The 16479-nt window shown below is 70.5% G+C and carries 18 protein-coding genes and 1 pseudogene; 12 read left to right on the top strand and 7 right to left on the bottom strand.

The window, feature by feature from the left end:
* Positions 1 to 19: 19 nt before the first annotated feature.
* The 3 genes from ACFWV8_RS04975 to ACFWV8_RS04965 form a co-directional block, all read right to left on the bottom strand.
* Positions 20 to 994, bottom strand: coding sequence for an RNA polymerase sigma factor SigF (locus tag ACFWV8_RS04975; RefSeq protein ID WP_384198042.1), 975 nt, complete (start codon positions 992 to 994; stop codon positions 20 to 22).
* Positions 991 to 1404, bottom strand: coding sequence for an anti-sigma regulatory factor (locus ACFWV8_RS04970; RefSeq protein ID WP_023538758.1), 414 nt, complete (start codon positions 1402 to 1404; stop codon positions 991 to 993). Before ACFWV8_RS04970 ends, ACFWV8_RS04975 begins: the two co-directional genes overlap by 4 nt.
* Before the next feature lie 250 nt (positions 1405 to 1654).
* Positions 1655 to 1915: a UBP-type zinc finger domain-containing protein gene (locus ACFWV8_RS04965; RefSeq protein WP_329381774.1), complete on the bottom strand. Its 261-nt coding sequence runs from the start codon at positions 1913 to 1915 to the stop codon at positions 1655 to 1657.
* Between the two features lie 36 nt (positions 1916 to 1951).
* Here ACFWV8_RS04965 and ACFWV8_RS04960 point away from each other — a divergent pair, with 36 nt between their 5' ends.
* The gene (locus tag ACFWV8_RS04960; RefSeq protein WP_384198040.1) at positions 1952 to 3550 is read left to right on the top strand and encodes a Na+/H+ antiporter; all 1599 of its coding nucleotides are present in this window, start codon (positions 1952 to 1954) and stop codon (positions 3548 to 3550) included.
* Here the strand turns inward: ACFWV8_RS04960 and ACFWV8_RS04955 are convergent.
* Together ACFWV8_RS04955 and ACFWV8_RS04950 are read right to left on the bottom strand one after the other, a co-directional pair.
* Positions 3529 to 4509, bottom strand: a complete 981-nt coding sequence (locus tag ACFWV8_RS04955) for a 1-aminocyclopropane-1-carboxylate deaminase/D-cysteine desulfhydrase (RefSeq protein ID WP_384198038.1) — start codon at positions 4507 to 4509, stop codon at positions 3529 to 3531. The genes ACFWV8_RS04960 and ACFWV8_RS04955 overlap by 22 nt on opposite strands.
* 40 nt (positions 4510 to 4549) lie before the next feature.
* Positions 4550 to 5140 carry an N-acetylmuramoyl-L-alanine amidase gene (locus tag ACFWV8_RS04950; RefSeq protein WP_384198036.1) on the bottom strand — a complete coding sequence of 197 codons (591 nt, stop codon included), beginning with the start codon at positions 5138 to 5140 and terminating at the stop codon, positions 4550 to 4552.
* Positions 5141 to 5397: 257 nt separating this feature from the next.
* On the opposite strand from ACFWV8_RS04950, the gene ACFWV8_RS04945 reads away from it, so the two are divergent.
* The 6 genes from ACFWV8_RS04945 to ACFWV8_RS04920 all read left to right on the top strand — a co-directional run bounded on the left by ACFWV8_RS04945 (position 5398) and on the right by ACFWV8_RS04920 (position 10740).
* Entirely contained in the window at positions 5398 to 6804 is a 1407-nt protein-coding gene (locus ACFWV8_RS04945) for a family 2B encapsulin nanocompartment shell protein (protein WP_384198034.1), read from the top strand.
* A 136-nt stretch (positions 6805 to 6940) separates the two neighbouring features.
* On the top strand, positions 6941 to 7981 hold the full coding sequence (locus ACFWV8_RS04940) for a family 2 encapsulin nanocompartment cargo protein polyprenyl transferase (RefSeq protein WP_384198032.1): 1041 nt from the start codon (positions 6941 to 6943) through the stop codon (positions 7979 to 7981).
* Positions 7982 to 8139: 158 nt separating this feature from the next.
* Complete coding sequence (locus ACFWV8_RS04935) at positions 8140 to 8718, top strand: dihydrofolate reductase family protein (protein WP_329381754.1); 579 nt, start codon at positions 8140 to 8142, stop codon at positions 8716 to 8718.
* A gap of 101 nt (positions 8719 to 8819) precedes the next feature.
* Complete coding sequence (locus tag ACFWV8_RS04930) at positions 8820 to 9260, top strand: DUF6304 family protein (RefSeq protein WP_384198030.1); 441 nt, start codon at positions 8820 to 8822, stop codon at positions 9258 to 9260.
* Between the two features lie 153 nt (positions 9261 to 9413).
* On the top strand, positions 9414 to 10379 hold the full coding sequence (locus tag ACFWV8_RS04925; protein WP_384198028.1) for a DUF1648 domain-containing protein: 966 nt from the start codon (positions 9414 to 9416) through the stop codon (positions 10377 to 10379).
* Between the two features lies 1 nt (position 10380).
* Entirely contained in the window at positions 10381 to 10740 is a 360-nt protein-coding gene (locus tag ACFWV8_RS04920; RefSeq protein ID WP_384198026.1) for a GntR family transcriptional regulator, read from the top strand.
* Positions 10741 to 10902: 162 nt separating this feature from the next.
* On the opposite strand, the gene snpA is transcribed toward ACFWV8_RS04920, so the two are convergent.
* Complete coding sequence (snpA, locus tag ACFWV8_RS04915; RefSeq protein ID WP_384198024.1) at positions 10903 to 11562, bottom strand: snapalysin; 660 nt, start codon at positions 11560 to 11562, stop codon at positions 10903 to 10905.
* A gap of 203 nt (positions 11563 to 11765) precedes the next feature.
* Here snpA and ACFWV8_RS04910 point away from each other — a divergent pair, with 203 nt between their 5' ends.
* Positions 11766 to 12791 carry a LysR family transcriptional regulator gene (locus ACFWV8_RS04910; protein WP_384198022.1) on the top strand — a complete coding sequence of 342 codons (1026 nt, stop codon included), beginning with the start codon at positions 11766 to 11768 and terminating at the stop codon, positions 12789 to 12791.
* A 157-nt stretch (positions 12792 to 12948) separates the two neighbouring features.
* A pseudogene (locus ACFWV8_RS04905) lies at positions 12949 to 13083 on the top strand (hypothetical protein); the annotation flags it as partial.
* A 186-nt stretch (positions 13084 to 13269) separates the two neighbouring features.
* On the opposite strand, the gene ACFWV8_RS04900 reads toward ACFWV8_RS04905, so the two are convergent.
* A complete protein-coding gene (locus ACFWV8_RS04900) occupies positions 13270 to 13959 on the bottom strand; it encodes a TetR/AcrR family transcriptional regulator (RefSeq protein ID WP_384198020.1) in 690 nt (229 codons plus the stop codon).
* A gap of 85 nt (positions 13960 to 14044) precedes the next feature.
* On the opposite strand from ACFWV8_RS04900, the gene ACFWV8_RS04895 reads away from it, so the two are divergent.
* From ACFWV8_RS04895 to ACFWV8_RS04885, 3 genes are read left to right on the top strand one after another with little or no spacing between them, the layout of a single operon-like run.
* Positions 14045 to 15007 carry a DMT family transporter gene (locus ACFWV8_RS04895; protein ID WP_384198019.1) on the top strand — a complete coding sequence of 321 codons (963 nt, stop codon included), beginning with the start codon at positions 14045 to 14047 and terminating at the stop codon, positions 15005 to 15007.
* Positions 15008 to 15044: 37 nt separating this feature from the next.
* Positions 15045 to 15497, top strand: coding sequence for a RidA family protein (locus ACFWV8_RS04890; RefSeq protein ID WP_384198017.1), 453 nt, complete (start codon positions 15045 to 15047; stop codon positions 15495 to 15497).
* Positions 15494 to 16462, top strand: a complete 969-nt coding sequence (locus ACFWV8_RS04885; protein WP_384198015.1) for a hypothetical protein — start codon at positions 15494 to 15496, stop codon at positions 16460 to 16462. The genes ACFWV8_RS04890 and ACFWV8_RS04885 overlap by 4 nt, the downstream gene beginning before the upstream one ends.
* The last annotated feature ends 17 nt before the right edge of the window (positions 16463 to 16479 follow it).

Below are 16479 nucleotides of genomic sequence, written 5' to 3'. Positions count from 1 at the left end.
TCCGGCGATCGAGGGCGGTTCACTCCTCCACGAGGAGCTTCTCGCGCAGCTGCGCCAGCGTCCGTGCCAGCAGTCGTGAGACATGCATCTGGGAGATGCCGACCTCCTGCGCGATCTGCGACTGCGTCATGTTGCCGAAGAACCGCAGCAGCAGAATCCGCTTCTCCCGAGGCGGCAGATCCTCCAACAGAGGCTTCAGCGACTCGCGGTACTCGACGCTCTCCAGCGCCTCGTCCTCCGAGCCGAGCGTGTCCGCCACCGCCGGGGACTCGTCGTCCGTGTCCGGCACGTCCAGTGACAGCGTGCTGTACGCGTTGGCCGACTCCAGCCCTTCGAGGACCTCTTCCTCGGAGATGCCGAGACGGTCCGCCAGCTCGTGCACCGTCGGCGAACGCCCGTGCTGCTGCGAGAGTTCGGCGGTCGCCGTCGTCAGCGACAGCCGCAGCTCCTGGAGGCGGCGCGGCACCCGCACCGCCCAGCCCTTGTCACGGAAGTGCCGCTTGATCTCGCCGACGACCGTGGGCGTGGCGTACGTCGAGAACTCGACACCCCGCTCCGGGTCGAACCGGTCCACCGACTTGATCAGGCCGATCGTCGCGACCTGCGTCAGATCGTCCAGCGGCTCGCCGCGGTTGCGGAACCGGCGGGCCAGATGCTCCACGAGCGGCAGATGCATCCGCACCAGCTGATTGCGCAGCAGCGCCCGTTCGGGCGAGTCCTCGGGCAGCTTGCGCAGCTCGATGAACATCGCCCGCGCCCCGCTGCGGTCATGTGGATCGTGTTGCCTGTGCTCGCTCATCGTGGCCGCCCGCTCTGCCTGCGCCTGCTCCGCCCCGGCCGTGTGGCCGTCAGGCCCGTCCACCGGATGGGGCCGGGCCTGCTGCTCCGGAATGCCCGACGGCACGAGCGCCGGATCCGCCGGAACCTCATGCCCATCGCGCGGATCCTGTGGGACCCGCTCCTCGTCACGCACCGGACCGTCCCCGTTCCTCACGCCGGCCCGGGTCCCGCGCCGCGCTGTTTGTACAGGCTGATGGCGACCGTACGGTCGTCCGCGACCGTCGCGTCGACCTTGCCCGCGAGCGCCGAGAGCACCGTCCACGCGAACGTGTCCCGCTCCGGCGCGCGCCCGTCGGTCGTCGGTGCCGAGACGGTCACCTCAAGGGAGTCGTCGATCAGCCGGAACACACAGCTGAGGACGGAGCCCGGTACGGCCTGTTGCAGCAGGATCGCGCAGGCCTCGTCGACCGCGATGCGCAGGTCCTCGATCTCGTCGAGGGTGAAGTCCAAGCGCGCTGCCAGTCCGGCCGTGGCCGTACGGAGCACGGACAGGTAGGCACCCGCAGCGGGCAGCCGGACTTCCACGAAGTCCTGGGTCCCGGGCTCGCCTGCGATCTGGGACACCCTCACCTCCAAGGTGGCACAAGCTTCTCAGGGCTCCGGGAAGGGAAACCCGAAGCCTTGCGGTACGTAGTCGGTACGCAGCCGGTCTGGACTGGCGACGCTATCGCGATCCATGGTCCCGTGTCGCAGGGACCCCCGGGCCAGGGCCGAGCTGTCAGTTACTCATAGTAGGCACATGTGCACGGACAGTGGCTAGAGGTGTGCGGCAATCAATTGCGAAGAACGGGCGGATGGTTGACGTACCCAGGCGTCAGACGATCGAACCGTCGACAAAGCACCATCGCCATGTCTCGCCCTCTTCGAAGGTACGCATCACAGGGTGGCCCGTGTCCCTGAAATGCTGCGAGGCGTGTCGGTGTTGCGACGAGTCGCAGCACCCGACGTGTCCGCAGACCAGACAGAGCCGCAGCTGTACGTGGTGGCTTCCCGACTTCAGACACTCCTGGCACGTGTCGTTCAGCGGCACGGTCTCGGGGCGTGGGAGGTCGGCAACGTGCTGGCACTCACTCATGATGGCCAGATTACGACGCAAGTGGAGGACCGTGCGATGGACCCGTTGCAGCTGATCGCCCTGGTGGCGGCGAGCGCGGTGATCGCCGCGGCCGCGAGACGGACGCCCGTGCCGGCTCCGCTGCTGCTCGTCACGGCGGGACTTGGCGCCGCCTACGTGCCGGGCCTGCCCAGCTACGTACTCGACCCGCACATCGTCCTGCCCCTGCTGCTGCCGCCCCTGCTGCACATGGCCGCCGTGGACAGCTCGTACCTGGACCTGCGGGCCAACGCGCGGCCCGTCGGTCTGCTCTCCGTCGGCTATGTCCTCTTCGCGACGCTCGTCGTCGGCTATCTCGCGTATCTCTTCATCCCCGACCTGCCGCTGACCGCCGCGCTGGTGCTCGGCGCGGTCATCGCGCCGCCCGACGCGGTGGCCGCCACCGCGATCGCCAGGAAGCTGGGGCTGCCGAGCCGGATAACGACCATCCTGCAGGGTGAGTCGCTCGTGAACGACGCGACGGCGATCACCGCGTTCAAGGTGGCACTCGCCGCGGCCGTCGGGGAAGGCGCGAGCTGGGCCGGCGGGATCGGCGAGTTCGCGCTGGCCTCCTTGGGAGGCATCGGCGTCGGCCTCGTGCTGATGGTGCCGATCCACTGGCTCCGTACGCACCTCCGTGAGGCACTGCTCCAGAACACCCTCTCGCTGCTCATCCCCTTCGTCGCCTACGCGGCGGCCGAACAGGTCGGCGCGTCCGGTGTGCTGGCCGTCGTCGTGGTCGGGCTCTACCTCGGACACCGGTCCTGGCAGGTCGACTTCGCCACCCGGCTCCAGGAGGACGCGGTGTGGCGAATGGTCTCCTTCGTCCTGGAGTCCGTCGTCTTCGCGCTGATCGGGCTCCAACTGCCCTATGTACTGGAGGGGCTCGGCTCCTACGGAGCCATGGAGGTGGCCGGCTACGCCGTGGGGGTCTTCGTCACCGTCGTCCTGGTCCGCTACCTCTGGGTCTATCCGGCCACCTTCGTGCCGCGCTGGCTGTCGCGGCGGATCAGGGAACGTGAACCGGACACCGACTGGAAGGCGCCGCTCATCATCGGGTGGGCGGGCATGCGCGGCGTGGTCTCGCTGGCCATCGCCTTCTCCATCCCCCTGACCGTGCACGACGGCGACGACTTCCCCGCCCGTAACCTCGTCCTCTTCCTGACGTTCACGACCGTCATCGGCACCCTCGTCATCCAGGGCCTCACGCTGCCCGTACTGATCAGAAAGGTGAAGCTGCCGGGGCGTGACCAGTACGCCGAGACGCTGGCCGAGGCGCAGGCGCAGAGCCGGGCGTCGCTCGCGGCGGAGCGGCGGCTGGACGAACTGCTCTCCGACGAACGCAACGCCCTGGCCGAGCCGCTCGTGGAAAGGCTCCGCACCGTGCTGGAGCGGCGGCGCAACTCCGTGTGGGAACGGCTCGGCACGGTCAACGAGATCACCGGCGAATCCGCCGACCACACCTACCGGCGGCTGTCGAGGGAGATGATCGGGGCCGAACGCGATGTCTTCGTGACGCTGCGCGACGAGCGGCGGATCGACGACGAGATGCTCCGTACGCTGCTGCGCCGGCTGGACCTGGAGGAGGCGGCGGCCTACCGGGAGGAATCCGACTGACGCTCGCTGTCGGGCCGGCCGTCGGCGCCCGGCTCCGGCCGTCCGGTGATCACCGCGGCCACTGTGCTGCCCGGCGGGAAGGCGCCCTCCTCGGCCAGGGTGGTCAGCCCATGGAGTGCCTTGGCCACGTAGAGGCGCTCGACCGGGAAGCCGTGCCGGTCCTCGAAGCCGGCGGCGAAGGCGTCGAGAGCGGGTGTCGTACGGGCGTAGCCGCCGCCGTGGAAGCGTTCGTCGAGATACCAGTCGCCCCGGGGGCCGCCGAAGGCCGCCAGCTGGAGCGCGCGCACCTCACCGGCCAGGAAGCCGCCCTTCAGTACCGGGAAGCCGACGGCGCGCTGCCTGGGGGCGAGACCGGCGGCCAGGCCCGCGAGCGTGCCGCCGGTGCCACAGGCGACACCCACCACGTCCGCCACGCCGCGCAGCTCGTGCCCCAGGGCCGTACAGCCGTGCGCGGCAAGGGAGTTGCTGCCGCCCTCGGGGACGACGTACACCCGCTCACGGGGCACGGGGAAGCCGTCGGCGGCGGCGGTCACCAGCGCCCTCAGTACGGAGGGCTCCGCCTTGCGGCGGTAGGTCGCCCGGTCGACGAAGCGCAGTCGCATGCCGTCGGCCACGCACCGGGCGAGCGACGGATTCAGCGGGCGGTCGGCCAGCTCGTCGCCCCGTACGACGCCGACCGTCGCGAAGCCCAGCAGCCGGCCCGCGGCGGCGGTGGCGCGCAGATGGTTGGAGTACGCGCCGCCGAAGGTCAGCAGGACGCGGTGGCCACCGTCGGCGGCGGCCCGCAGATTGGGTTCGAGTTTCCGCCATTTGTTGCCCGGCAGCGCGGGATGGATCAGATCGTCCCGCTTCAGCAGCAGCCGTACGCCGCGACGGGTGAAGCGCTCGTCCTCGACCGCCCGCAGGGGTGACGGCAGTCGTGGCCGCAGGGCGGCGAGGTCGAGCGCTTCCGGAGTCACACATCCATTGTCGGCCGGGCGATCACCCCTGGGGAGTGCCCTAGCTCAGCCGCTCGTCGATACGACGGCGCAGACCGGCCATGGAGACACCGCGGGGGTCGATCTTTCCCGGCTGCCACTCCAGGTGGCCGATGACCGAGGGCGCGTTCCACTTGTGGACACGGCAGACGGCCGCCGCCGCGGCCTCCATCGCCTCGACCTGGACGGCGGGCCAGGGGTCCTTGCCGTCGCCGAGGTTCTCGCACTCGAAGCCGTAGAAGTGCCTGTTGCCGTCCGTGTTGGCCTCGTTGTCCGGCGGCAGGGCCTTCTCGGCGATCACGGCGCGCAGGACGTCGTCGTCGCCGCTGCCGGCGTGGTTGGCCCGGCCGTAGCCGACCAGATGGACCTTGCCGTCCTTGGCGATGACGCCGTGGCAGAGCGGCCCGGGAAGCCCCGAGTAGCCGTCACGGCAGATGCGCACGGTGTTCGCGGTGCCCTTGGTGACCGTGTGGTGGATCATCACGCCGTGGACCGGGCCCCAGGGCCCGACGTGGTTGCGGTTGTGCGTACGCCAGTCGCCGACCTCGACGACGGTCAGACCCTCGTCCTTCAGCGCGCGGATGAAACTGCTCGCGGACATGGGTGTGGCCATGTCGCCTCCTTGACGGGTGGATGTGGAGCGTTCTCGTATCGCTGGCTATTCCCCGAACACCGTGGAGTGGACCACCAATTCGCACGCTGTACGAGCCGTTCCGGTCACTTTCGGCCGTGCCTGACCGTCGATGACAGGAACAGCAAATGTGCCCCGACGACCGTGATCCAGTCCCACTCATTTGTGTGATGGCGTGCCGACCGAGCGTGGTGAAAGGCTTGTTCACGCAGGTCAGCCCATGATCGAGAGGGAGACTCATGTCGGTTGGTGACGAGGTCCGTACGGTGGAGCCGCCTTCCCAGCAGAGCCTGGGGACGGCCGCGGCGCGGAACCTGGCGACCACCACGAAGTCGGCTCCGCAGATGCAGGAGATCAGCTCGCGGTGGCTGCTGCGGATGCTGCCGTGGGTGCAGGTACAGGGGGGTACGTACCGGGTGAACCGGCGGCTCAGCTATGCCGTCGGAGACGGGCGCGTGACGTTCGTGCAGACGGGCGGGCGGGTGGCGGTGGTCCCGGCGGAGCTGGCCGAGCTGCCGCCGCTGCGTGATTTCGCGGACGAGGAGGTCCTGGCCGAGCTGGCGAACCGCTGCGAACAGCAGGAGTTCGCCGCGGGCCAGACCGTGGCAGCCTCCGGCGCCCCGGCGGACCGGGTGTATCTGCTGGCCCACGGCAAGGTGGAGAAGGTGGGGGAGGGGCCCTACGGGGACGAGACGGTGCTCGGCCTCCTCGCCGACGGGGCGTATTTCGGGGAGCAGGCCCTGGTCGACGGTGAGGCCACCTGGCGGTACACGGCACGCGCGGCGACGGCCTGCACGGTGCTGGTGCTGACCCGGCAGGACGTGCTCAACCTCGCGGAGCGGGCGCAACCGCTGCGCAGGCATCTGGACGGGCTCGCGTCCATCCCGCAGCAGCGGACCAACAAGTACGGCGAGGCTGCGATCGACCTGTCCGCCGGCCATGTCGGCGAGGCGGTCGTGCCTCATACGTTCGTGGACTACGAGGCGGCGCCGAGGGAGTACGAGCTGAGTGTCGCGCAGACCGTGCTGAAGGTCCACAGCAGGGTCGCCGACCTCTACAACCAGCCGATGAACCAGACCGAGCAGCAGTTGCGGCTCACGGTCGAGGCGCTGCGGGAGCGCCAGGAGTACGAGCTGGTGAACAACGGGGAGTTCGGCCTGCTGAAGAACTGCGACTACGGGCAGCGCCTCCAGCCGCACGACGGCGCGCCCACCCCCGACGACATGGACGAGCTGCTGTCGCGCCGCCGTGGCTCGAAAATGTTCCTCGCGCATCCGCGGGCGATCGCCGCCTTCGGGCGCGAGTGCAACAAGAGGGGGCTCAATCCGGCCACGGTGGAGGTCGCGGGCACGCATGTGCCGGCCTGGCGCGGGGTGCCGATCTTCCCCTGCGACAAGATCCCGGTCTCCGACGCCCGGACGACCTCGATCATCTGTATGCGTACGGGTGAGCCCGAGCAGGGAGTCGTCGGGCTTCAGCAGAGCGGCATCCCGGACGAGATCGAGCCCAGCATGTCGGTCCGGTTCATGGGCATCGACGAACAGGCGATCATCTCCTACCTGGTCACGGCCTACTACTCGGCCGCCGTCCTCGTACCGGACGCCCTCGGCGTGCTGGAGAACGTGGAAGTGGGCCGCTGGGGATAGGAGTTCGCCGGGGCGCGGGCGGGGCCGGGGCGTGTTCGCCCGTACGGCCGGGGCCTGCCCGCGCGCCCGCCGGGTCCGGCCAGGACCCGGCTCCCGCCCTGGTCCCCAGTCCGCCGCAGAGGAAGTGACCCCGACCATGACCAGCACGGATGCCGCCACAGATGGTCACGAGGCCGTGGCGCTCCTGGAGCGTTCGCGTAGCGTCGTCCAGCCCGAACTGCGCGCGGCCGTCCAGTCGTTGCCCCCTGCGTTGCGCCGCGTCGCGAGATACCACTTCGGCTGGCAGGAGGCCGACGGCTCACCCGTCGCGAGCGGCGTGGGCAAGGCGATCAGGCCCGCCCTGGTCCTCGCGGCGACGCGGGCCCTCGGCGGGGAGCCGCACCGCGCGGTTCCGGCCGCGGTCGCCGTGGAGCTGGCCCACAACTTCACCCTGCTGCACGACGACGTCATCGACGAGGACCCGACGCGCAGGCACCGGCCCACGGCCTGGACGGTCTTCGGCACCACCGACGCGATCATCGTCGGCGACGCCCTGCACGCGCTGGCGCTGCGGCTGCTGGCCGAGGACCGCCATCCGGCCTCGTCCCAGGCCGCCGGGCGGCTCACCGCCTGCATCATCGAGCTCTGCGCCGGACAGCAGACGGACTGCGCGCTGGAGCTGCGCGGGCCCAACGACGTCTCGCTGGACGAGTGTCTGACGATGGCGATGGCCAAGACCGGTGCGTTGCTGGGCACTTCGTGTGCTCTAGGCGCGCTCTACGCGGACGCGGACGACGAGGCGGTGGCCGCGCTCGACGCCTTCGGCCGGGAGGCGGGGCTGGCCTTCCAGCTGATCGACGATCTCATCGGGATCTGGGGCGATCCCGACCGCACCGGCAAGCCGGCAGGTGCCGATCTGGTCGCCCACAAGAAGTCACTGCCGGTTGTGGCCGCGCTGGTCTCGGGGCATCCGGCCGCAGAGGAACTGGCGGATCTCTACCGGCGGCCGATGGACGACATCGCCGTCGCACGGGCGACGTCGGCGGTCGAGCGGGCCGGCGGCCGTGACTGGGCACAGGCCCAGGCGGCCGACCGGATGGCCCGCGCGGTCCACCAACTGTCCCTGGTCGTACCGGATGTGGCGACGGGGGGTGATCTGCTGTCCCTGGCCGAGTACGTCACACGGCGCACCTACTAGGGCCATGCCAGGACCCCCTCTTCGACGGGAGAAAAGAGCTTGCCTAACCACTACGTGTGAAGCACTATGGGTGAAGTGGTTCGGCTGCGCGCTCCGGACGGACTCCGGGGTGCGCGGGCCGTCACACCTTCTGTCGCCCATCGCAAAAGAGGACCGGCTTGCGCAAGCTCACGTATTTCATCGCCGCGTCGATCGACGGTTTCATCGGCGACCCCAGCGGTGAGGCGGACTTCTTCACCCGCTTCGTCGACGAGGAGTTCTTCGACTTCCTCAAGGAGGAGTATCCGGAGACACTGCCGACCCCCGGCCGTCAGCCGCTGGGCATCGACCACCTGGCGAACAAGCGGTTCGACACGGTCATCCAGGGCAGGCGTTCGTACGCCGTGGCCCTGGACATGGGCATCACCAGTCCGTACGCGCATCTGCGCCAGCTCGTCGCCTCGCGGACGCTCACCGGCACCGACCCCGCGGTGGAGATCGTCTCCGGGGACGTCGCCGCCAGGGTCAGGGAGCTGAAGAAGGAGGACGGTCTCGGGATCTACCTCTGCGGCGGCGCGAACCTCGCCGCCCAACTGATCGACGAGGTGGACGAGTTGGTCGTCAAGTCGTACCCGCTCATCCTCGGCTCCGGAATGCCCATGTTCGGCACGCCGTTCGCCCAGGCCGAGTTCGCCCTGGAATCCAACCGTACCTTCGGCAACGGAGTGGTCGTCAGGACGTACGGCCGCGAGCGGTGAAGCGGCGAAGCGGATGAACACGGCGAATCCGGGTGGCCGGGAAACGCTCAAGCGGTGACCCACGCGGCGGCGGAGCGTCCCGTACCGCTACAGTCCGCGCCATGACAGCGGAGTCGACGGAGTCATGGGCGGGTTGGTATCGGGACCGCCGCGGTGCGGAACCCATCGCGATCATCGCGGACGGACGACAAGTCCGCACCCGCATAAGGGGAGTTGCTTACGAGGGGGCGGACTTCTCCGTGCTCGAAGCCGCGGAGGCGGGCGGGGTGCTGTCCTCCTGTGTGCTGGAGTGGGACATACCCATGCCCGTGAACGCGGGCGGCACGGTCCAACAGGCCACGCTCAGCTGCCTGCTGACGCTCGGTGAGCGCCCCTCCGGCACGCCGTCGGGCCGCGCCGAGCTGAGCCTCACCCTCCGCTGCGGCGGTGCGGCGTACGAGTCGGGCATCCTCGGCGCGGGCTTCCGCGACGCCCTGGACCGGATCAAGCGACAGCTCCCGGACGACACGGAGTTCGGAAGCAAGATCCTGGTGAACGCCTGACCTTTGCCGTGGCGGCCGTACCTCACGGGCCGAGGAGACCCCGTACGAGCCGCCCCGCGCTCCCCTGACAGCAGAGGACCAACTCTCCCTCCTGCCTGTTGGTTGCTTTCTGCCCGGTTCATTGTTCTAGTAGTATGCGAACAAGGAGGTTTTATGAACCGGGCTCGTCTGCGCCTCGCGACCGTCACCGTCGCTCCGTTCGTGCTGGCGCTCGCCGTCCATCTGGCCGTTCTCCTCGTCGTCGGGGACCGGCTTCCCGACTCGCTCGCCACCCACTTCGACCTCTCCGGCGACGCCGACCGCGATCCCATGTCCCGTACCGCGGCCCTCGTCGGCGGCGCGCTGCTCCTCGTCGGGGTCGGCGCCCTGTGGGCCGTGTCGGCGCTCGGCAGCCCGCTCAGCCCGCGTGGGGCGCGGCGGCTGATGGCGGGGGGCTGGGGACTCTCCGGGTTTCTGGGGTACGCGCTGACCGCGACGCTCTTCGCCAACCTCGACGCGACCGACAGCTCCGCCGTCCGCTTCCCGCCGTGGCAGCTCGGCGTCGCCGCAGCGGTCGCTGTGGCGGCGGCCGGCGTGGGCCTGCTGCTCTCCCGCTTCGTCCCCGATTCCGCGCGCGAACCCGCCGGGGACGACGGCACGGCCAGGATCGACCTGAAGGACGGCGAGATGGCCGGCTGGTCCCGGCGTACGGGCTCCGGCGCGCTGCTCGCGGTGGGGCTCGCGACGCTGGTCGCCGGGGTGTTCGTCGCGGTCGCCATCAGCTGGCGGTACGGTCCTTTCGTGTTCGTCATCGGTCTGCTGGCCCTGTGTTTCGCCTCCGCGCGCGTGTCGGTCGACCGGCACGGACTCACCGTCGACATGGGCGCGCTGTCCTGGCCCCGGGTGCGGGTCCCGCTGGACCACGTCGACACGGCGAGCAGCCGCCGGATCAACGCCGTCGCCGACTTCGGCGGATGGGGCTACCGGGTCCGCCACCGGCGCACCGGCCTCGTGCTGCGCTCGGGGGAGGCGATCGTCGTACGCCGCACCGACGGCCGGGAGTTCGCCGTCACGGTGGACGATTCGGCGACGGCGGCCGCGCTGCTCAACACGCTCGCCGAACGGCGGAGGAGGATCTGACGTGCTCTTCCGGGTGGACCCGGCGTCCTCGGTGCCGCTGGGCGACCAGATCGCGGGGTCGGTGCGCGGCGCCATCGCCGACGGCACGGTGAACCCCGGCGACCGCCTCCCGGCGGCGCGGTCGCTGGCCGACTCGCTCGGCGTCAACGTCCATACCGTGCTGCGTGGTTACCAGCGGCTGCGGGAGGAGGGCCTGATCGAACTCCGCAGGGGCCGGGGCGCCGTGGTGGTGCCGGGACCGGTCTCGCCGGGCCGCGCCCAGCTTCTGGAGCGGGTACGCGAACTGGTCGCCGAGGCACGCGAGTTGGGGATGTCGGAGGAGGAGCTGGTCTCCATGGTCCGGCTGGGTCTGACCACGTGACGGCCCGTCACGGTCGGGAGCCCGGCCGGTGGTTGTCACGCGAGAGAGATGGAACGCACTCCGGGCGCACCGGTACTCGACGTTGAGTACCGGCACGCCCGGCAGGTGCCCGATCCGGTGGGGGGTTCGCGATCTGCCGATCAGCGGCGGATCAGCGACGGATCAGGAGGCCTTGGCCAGCGCGGCGGCGAAGCCGTTCGCCCAGAGGCTGTTGACCTGGCTGCGCTCGGCGGCGTCCGGCTGCGAGTTGGTGCAGCTCGGGCCGGGGCCGCCGCCCGACATCAGCTTGCTGCAGGGGGCCGTGTAGTTGTCCGGGAGGCCGAGGACGTGCCCGGTCTCGTGGGCGGTCACGCGGGTGGAGTCGTACACCTGGTTCTGCGCGTAGTCCAGGAAGATGAAGCCGCGGCCGTGCCCGTCGGTGCTCGCGTACGAGCCGCGCGGGTCGTTGCCCTCTTCGTAGGTGAAGTCGGCGTTGCCGCCCTGCTGGAGCTGCACGTTGGAGACGGCGCTGTTCCAGATCTGGGTGCTGCTGGCTATCTGGCCGGCGAACGACGGGGCACCGGAGGCGTCGTAGACGACGGTGACGGCACGGGCGCCGGGGTTGGCGGCGCGCTTCTCGGCGACCGACTTCATGACGGCCTGGTAGAAGGCCTTGGTCGCGGCGGCGTCTTCCTGCGAGCCCTCGTAAGCGGCGTACGAGGACGCGGTGGTGGGCGCGGCGCTGGTGGGGTCAGCGGCGGCGGCCGGGGTGGCGGTGAGGGCGGTCGCGAAGGCGAGGGACAGGCCGGCTATCGCGGAAAGGGCCGTCTTGGGGTATCTCATGTGGGGGGCTCCTACTCGTCCGATGAACGGGTTCGGTAGGGAGAGTGTCGTGCCTCACACGGCACTGTGGATGATGCCGAAGGGCGATAGGACCAGAGCATCACCCCCCCCGAGTCGGCTCGCCCAATTTTCTTCGAATGGCTGCCAATTGCCGCCTTTTGGGTCCCTGGCGTGAGGCAAAAGGCGGGCCTACTCTTCGGTACATGGAGCTGGAGGTCAGGCATCTACGCGCGCTGTGCGCCATAGCCGACGCGGGAAGTCTCCACAAAGCGGCCCGGCAGCTCGGTATGAGCCAGCCGTCCCTGACGACGCAGCTGCGGCGCATCGAGAACTCGCTCGGCGCCGAGCTGTTCTCCCGTGAACGCACCGGCTGCCGCCCGACGTTGCTCGGTCACTCCGTGCTCAGCCGCGCGCGTCCCCTGGTCGCCGGAATGGCCGCGCTCGTCAGCGAGGCGAGAGCCGCCGCCGACCGCTCCGCCGGACCCCGGCTGCGCATCGGCTCGACCGCGAGCCGCGCCCTGGCGGGCTGGCTGCGCCGACTGCGCGAGCGGCTGCCGGGCACGGACATCTCGCTCCAGATGGACGTCTCGGCGAACGCGCTGCTGCGCCAAGTCGCCGCCGGCGGGCTCGATGTGGCGTTCGTGCACGAGGTGGAGGGCTGTCCACTGCGGGTGCCGCCGGGGCTCGATAGGCGCGTACTGGTTGAGCGGGAGCCGCAGTTCATCTCGCTGGCCCGGGACCATCCGGCGGCGGGGCGGCAGATCGTCGAGCTGGCCGACCTCGCCGGCGACCGGTGGATGATCGACCCGACCGTGGACGGCGAGTGGGACGGTCTGCGCCGCGTCCTGGGCGAGGCCGGGCTCAACCCGCCCGTCCTGCACGGGGATTACCTCACCGCGGCGTCGCTGATCGCGGTCGGCGAGGCGATAGCGCCCTGCCAGCCGACCTCGGTCCCGCGCGAGGACATGGTCGTACGGCCGCTGCGGGACGACCCGTTGGGGGTACGGCTGCTGCTGTTCTCGCGGCCGGGGGCGTACGAGGGCGCGGGTATCGCGGGTCCGGATACCGACAGCGACAGGGGCGGTGACGGTCCCGGCGACGGCCCCGGCGGCGCCGAGGTCTACACGGACCTGGAAGCGGCCTACCGCGAGGCGGCGTTGCAGGCCGTCGTGTACCGCCAGTGGCTGATGCGCAACAAGAGCCCTCTGCTCCACGCGCCCGCGGCCTGAGCCGGGCAATTCCCTCCGCTCTCCAACCCTCACCGGCTGCGTGTCGTCGCGGCTCTGAGTCCGTCGCCGGCTGGTCGCGGTCTTCCAGGGAGGTCGGCTGGAGTCGCTGCTCGGCTTCAACGCCTATGGGGGCGTGGTGAGTTGGCTGCCGCTGTTCATGTTCGTGATCCTCTTCGGGCTGAGCATGGACTACCACATCTTCATCCTCAGCCGGATCCGCGAACGGTGGGCCGGTTCGCGGGGCCCGGACGGCGGGCGCGAGGCGATCGTCGGCGGCATCGCGGCGAGCGCGGGCGTCGTGACCAGCGCCGCCGCCATCATGGTCGGCGTCTTCTCGGTGTTCACGACGCTGTCCGCGATCGAGTACAAGATGCTCGGTACGGGGCGTACTGCTCCCGGTGGCGCTCGCGCTGCTGGGGGACCGGGCGTGGACGTTTCCGGGGCGTGCGGGGAGCTCGGACCGTCACGACTTGGACCGTCAGGAGTACGGCCCGAGCGCGACCCGCGCCTGATCGCGGGCGAGCCCGAGCGCGTCGGGGAAGATCCCCAGGCCATGGGCGACGAGCGCTCCCTCGTGAAGGAGCATGAGCGTGCGGGCGAGGCGGTCGGCCGTCTCCGACGAGGCCGCCTCGCCCGGCGCCGTGATCTCCCGTGCGAGGGAGGTGAACAGCTCCAGCATCCATGTCTTCTGGCCGACGATGACCGCGTACGCCGGATGCTCCGGGTCGTCGATCTCGGCGTGCGCGTTGACCATGGCGCAGCCCCGTGAGCTGTTCGCCTCCGCCCAGGCGCGAGAGGCGTCGAAGACCGCGAGGACGTGCTCGGCGGGTGACGGGGGCACGGCGGCCAGCCGCTCGTCCAGGAAGGCCCGCCAGCGCTCGTCGCGGCCGGCCAGATACTCGACGACGATCTGCTCCTTCGAGCCGAACCGGTCGTAGAGCGTCTTCTTGGTGACCCCGGCCTCGGCGGCGATGAGGTCGACACCGACGGCGTGGATGCCGTGCTCGTAGAACAGCCGGGACGCGGCGTCGAGCGCGCGTCGCGCGCCGGGAGTCACGACGATCCGGTGCGGTTGGCGCCGGGAGTGCACGGCGGGGCTGGAGGGGTTGGCGGGCGCGGCGGGTAGTCCCGGGGAGCCGCTCGCGCTCTTGCCTCTCTTCACGCTCATACCCAAAAGTATACCGCTCTGTATAGTGGGGAGGGTAAGTAAACAGATCGGTCTACTTGTCTCCAGTCACGGGTGGTGTCCTGCCGTGAATCTCCTGCTCTCCGCCGCGTTCGTCGTCTGCTGGAGCTCCGGTTTCATCGGAGCCAAGCTCGGCGCCGGCAGCGCCGACGCCGTCACCGTCCTGATGTGGCGCTTCCTGCCCCTGGCACTGGTCCTCGGGGCGGTCGCCGTCGTCCGCGCCCGCGCGGCCTGGCGCGGGCTGACGGCGCGGGATCTGCTGCGGCAGTGCGTGATCGGCGCGCTGTCGCAGAGCGGCTACCTCCTCACCGTCTACTACGCGATCCAGCTCGGCGTCTCCAGCGGTACGACCGCGCTGATCGACGGGACACAGCCGCTCGTCGCCGGCGCGCTCGCCGGACCCTTGCTGCGGAGTCACGTCTCCGGGCGCCAGTGGCTGGGCCTGTGCCTCGGCGTGACGGGAGTACTCGTCGTGACGTCGGCCGACGCGGCGGCGGTTGAGGGCGTGGCGCCGTGGGCGTACGCCGTGCCGTTCCTCGGCATGCTGTCGCTGGTCGCCGCCACGTTCCTGGAGAGCCGCTCGCGGCGCCCGGTCGCGCCGTCCGTGGCGATGACGATCCACTGCGGCACGAGCGCCGTCGTCTTCACCGTCCTGGCCGCCGTCGCCGGTGCGGCGGTGCCGCCCGCCGAGACGTCCTTCTGGTTCGCGGTCGGCTGGCTGGTGGTCCTGGCGACGTTCGGCGGATACGGCCTGTACTGGCTGGTCCTGCGCCGCTCCGGGGTGCTGCGGGTGAACACCCTGATGTTCCTGATGGCACCGGTCACGGCAGTATGGGGCGCGATCATGTTCGGCGAACCCTTCGGCCCGCAGACCGCCGCCGGACTCGCCGTCGCGCTGCTGGCGGTGGCGGTGGTACGAGGCGGTGCCGCAGACCCGGCGGACGGCGGAAACCCCGGTGACGTGCCGGGCCGTCACGCCGACAATGACACCCGGGCCGGGGCGCGCGCTCTTCGACAGCAGCCCCGATGACACCGGATGACGACAACCGACAGCAAGGAGCGACCCCATGGCGCGGCGTACGACCGTCCCGACCCTCTTCCCGCCGCCCGGCTACGCGCACGCGGCCGTGGTCGAGACCGGCAGCCGACTGGCGTTCATGGCCGGTTCCGTGCCGCTCGACAAGGACGGCACGCTCGTCGGACCCGGCGACTTCGTCGCGCAGACCGAGCAGGTCCTGGCCAATCTGGAGACGGCGCTGGGCGCCGTCGGCAGCGATCTGAGCCGGGTGATATCCACCGACGTGTACGTGGTGGCGTCGGACCCGGCGGATCTGAGCCGGGTCTGGGACGTCGTCCACGCCTCGGGCCTCACCACCGGGCCGCACACCTCCACCCTCCTCGGAGTGGCGTGCCTGGGGTACACGGGGCAGTTGGTGGAGATCACGGCGGTCGCCGAAGTCTCAGAGGTCGCCGAAGTCGCCGAGGCCGGCGTCGGCGGAGCGAAGGGCTCGGGCGCGTGAGGGGCACGTCCCCGGTCGCCGTGGGCGCCGCGTTCGCGGCCGTCGTCGCCCTGGCCGGGTGTGGGACCGGCTCTGCGGACCCCGGCGGGAGCGACACCTCCGCGTACACCGACGGCAGCCGCGTGCCGAAGGTGGAGAACGAGGACGACATCCCCGAACTGCCGCTCGCCCGCTACGAGTTCAGCGACAGCGACACCGAGCGCTTCACCCAGGCGCAGGCGCGCGCCGCGCAGCGCTGCATGGCGGACTTCGGCTTCACCGACTTCCCTCTCGACCCTGCCCTGCCCGGCTCGGTGAACATGGTCGGAGGGGCCGCCGGCATGCTGGTGGCGGTGGCGATGCCGACTCCGTTCGGCGAGCTCGACCTCGACGAGGCCCGGCGCTTCGGCTACGGCTGGGACCCGAAGGCCGCCGACGGCGGGCAGGTGAAGAAGGCCCGCGCGATGACCGACGCGGAGTACCGGGTGTTCTACAACGCCGACCGAACTCCCGGCCTCACCGTCAAGGGCCGTGAGGTCCCCGGGACCGGCTGTTACGGCAAGGCCGCCACCGGGCTCACCAAGGGCGTCGGGAACACCACCCGGATGTGGACCTACACGTCCGGCTGGGCCGGGGCGTTGGCGAAGAAGGCGCTGAAGGACCCGGAGGTGAGCGAGGCGCTGCGCACCTGGTCGACATGTGTCGAGGACAAGGGCTCCGCACGGTACGAGGACCGCGAGGCCGCCTTCCGCGACAAGGCGTGGCACCGTGGCGACGACGGCAACACCCCCCGTACGCAGAGGGAACGGGACACGGCGGTCGCCGACATCGAGTGCGCGCGCGAGCACAACACGGTCGGGGAGTGGTGGGCCGGCTCGGCACGAAGCCAAACCGCGGATATCGCCAGCCACCGGGCGGAGTACGAGGCGGTACGGCGCGACCAGGATGTCGTACGGGCCAGCGTCCGCCGCGTACTGCGGGATTGAGCCTCTCAACCCTTATC

It is taken from the genome of Streptomyces sp. NPDC058665, assembly GCF_042714995.1.
Lineage (GTDB): Bacteria > Actinomycetota > Actinomycetes > Streptomycetales > Streptomycetaceae > Streptomyces.
This window is presented reverse-complemented; position numbering and strand designations above follow the sequence as displayed.

Excerpts from the sequence above, each read along its gene's own strand:
- ACFWV8_RS04900 (WP_384198020.1), bottom strand. The coding sequence starts at position 13,959 with ATGAGCGTGAAGAGAGGCAAGAGCGCGAGCGGCTCCCCGGGACTACCC.
- ACFWV8_RS04965 (WP_329381774.1), bottom strand. The coding sequence starts at position 1,915 with ATGAGTGAGTGCCAGCACGTTGCCGACCTCCCACGCCCCGAGACCGTG.
- ACFWV8_RS04925 (WP_384198028.1), top strand. The coding sequence starts at position 9,414 with ATGAACCGGGCTCGTCTGCGCCTCGCGACCGTCACCGTCGCTCCGTTC.
- ACFWV8_RS04940 (WP_384198032.1), top strand. The coding sequence starts at position 6,941 with ATGACCAGCACGGATGCCGCCACAGATGGTCACGAGGCCGTGGCGCTC.
- ACFWV8_RS04930 (WP_384198030.1), top strand. The coding sequence starts at position 8,820 with ATGACAGCGGAGTCGACGGAGTCATGGGCGGGTTGGTATCGGGACCGC.
- ACFWV8_RS04910 (WP_384198022.1), top strand. The coding sequence starts at position 11,766 with ATGGAGCTGGAGGTCAGGCATCTACGCGCGCTGTGCGCCATAGCCGAC.
- ACFWV8_RS04890 (WP_384198017.1), top strand. The coding sequence starts at position 15,045 with ATGGCGCGGCGTACGACCGTCCCGACCCTCTTCCCGCCGCCCGGCTAC.
- ACFWV8_RS04945 (WP_384198034.1), top strand. The coding sequence starts at position 5,398 with ATGTCGGTTGGTGACGAGGTCCGTACGGTGGAGCCGCCTTCCCAGCAG.
- snpA (WP_384198024.1), bottom strand. The coding sequence starts at position 11,562 with ATGAGATACCCCAAGACGGCCCTTTCCGCGATAGCCGGCCTGTCCCTC.
- ACFWV8_RS04960 (WP_384198040.1), top strand. The coding sequence starts at position 1,952 with ATGGACCCGTTGCAGCTGATCGCCCTGGTGGCGGCGAGCGCGGTGATC.
- ACFWV8_RS04950 (WP_384198036.1), bottom strand. The coding sequence starts at position 5,140 with ATGGCCACACCCATGTCCGCGAGCAGTTTCATCCGCGCGCTGAAGGAC.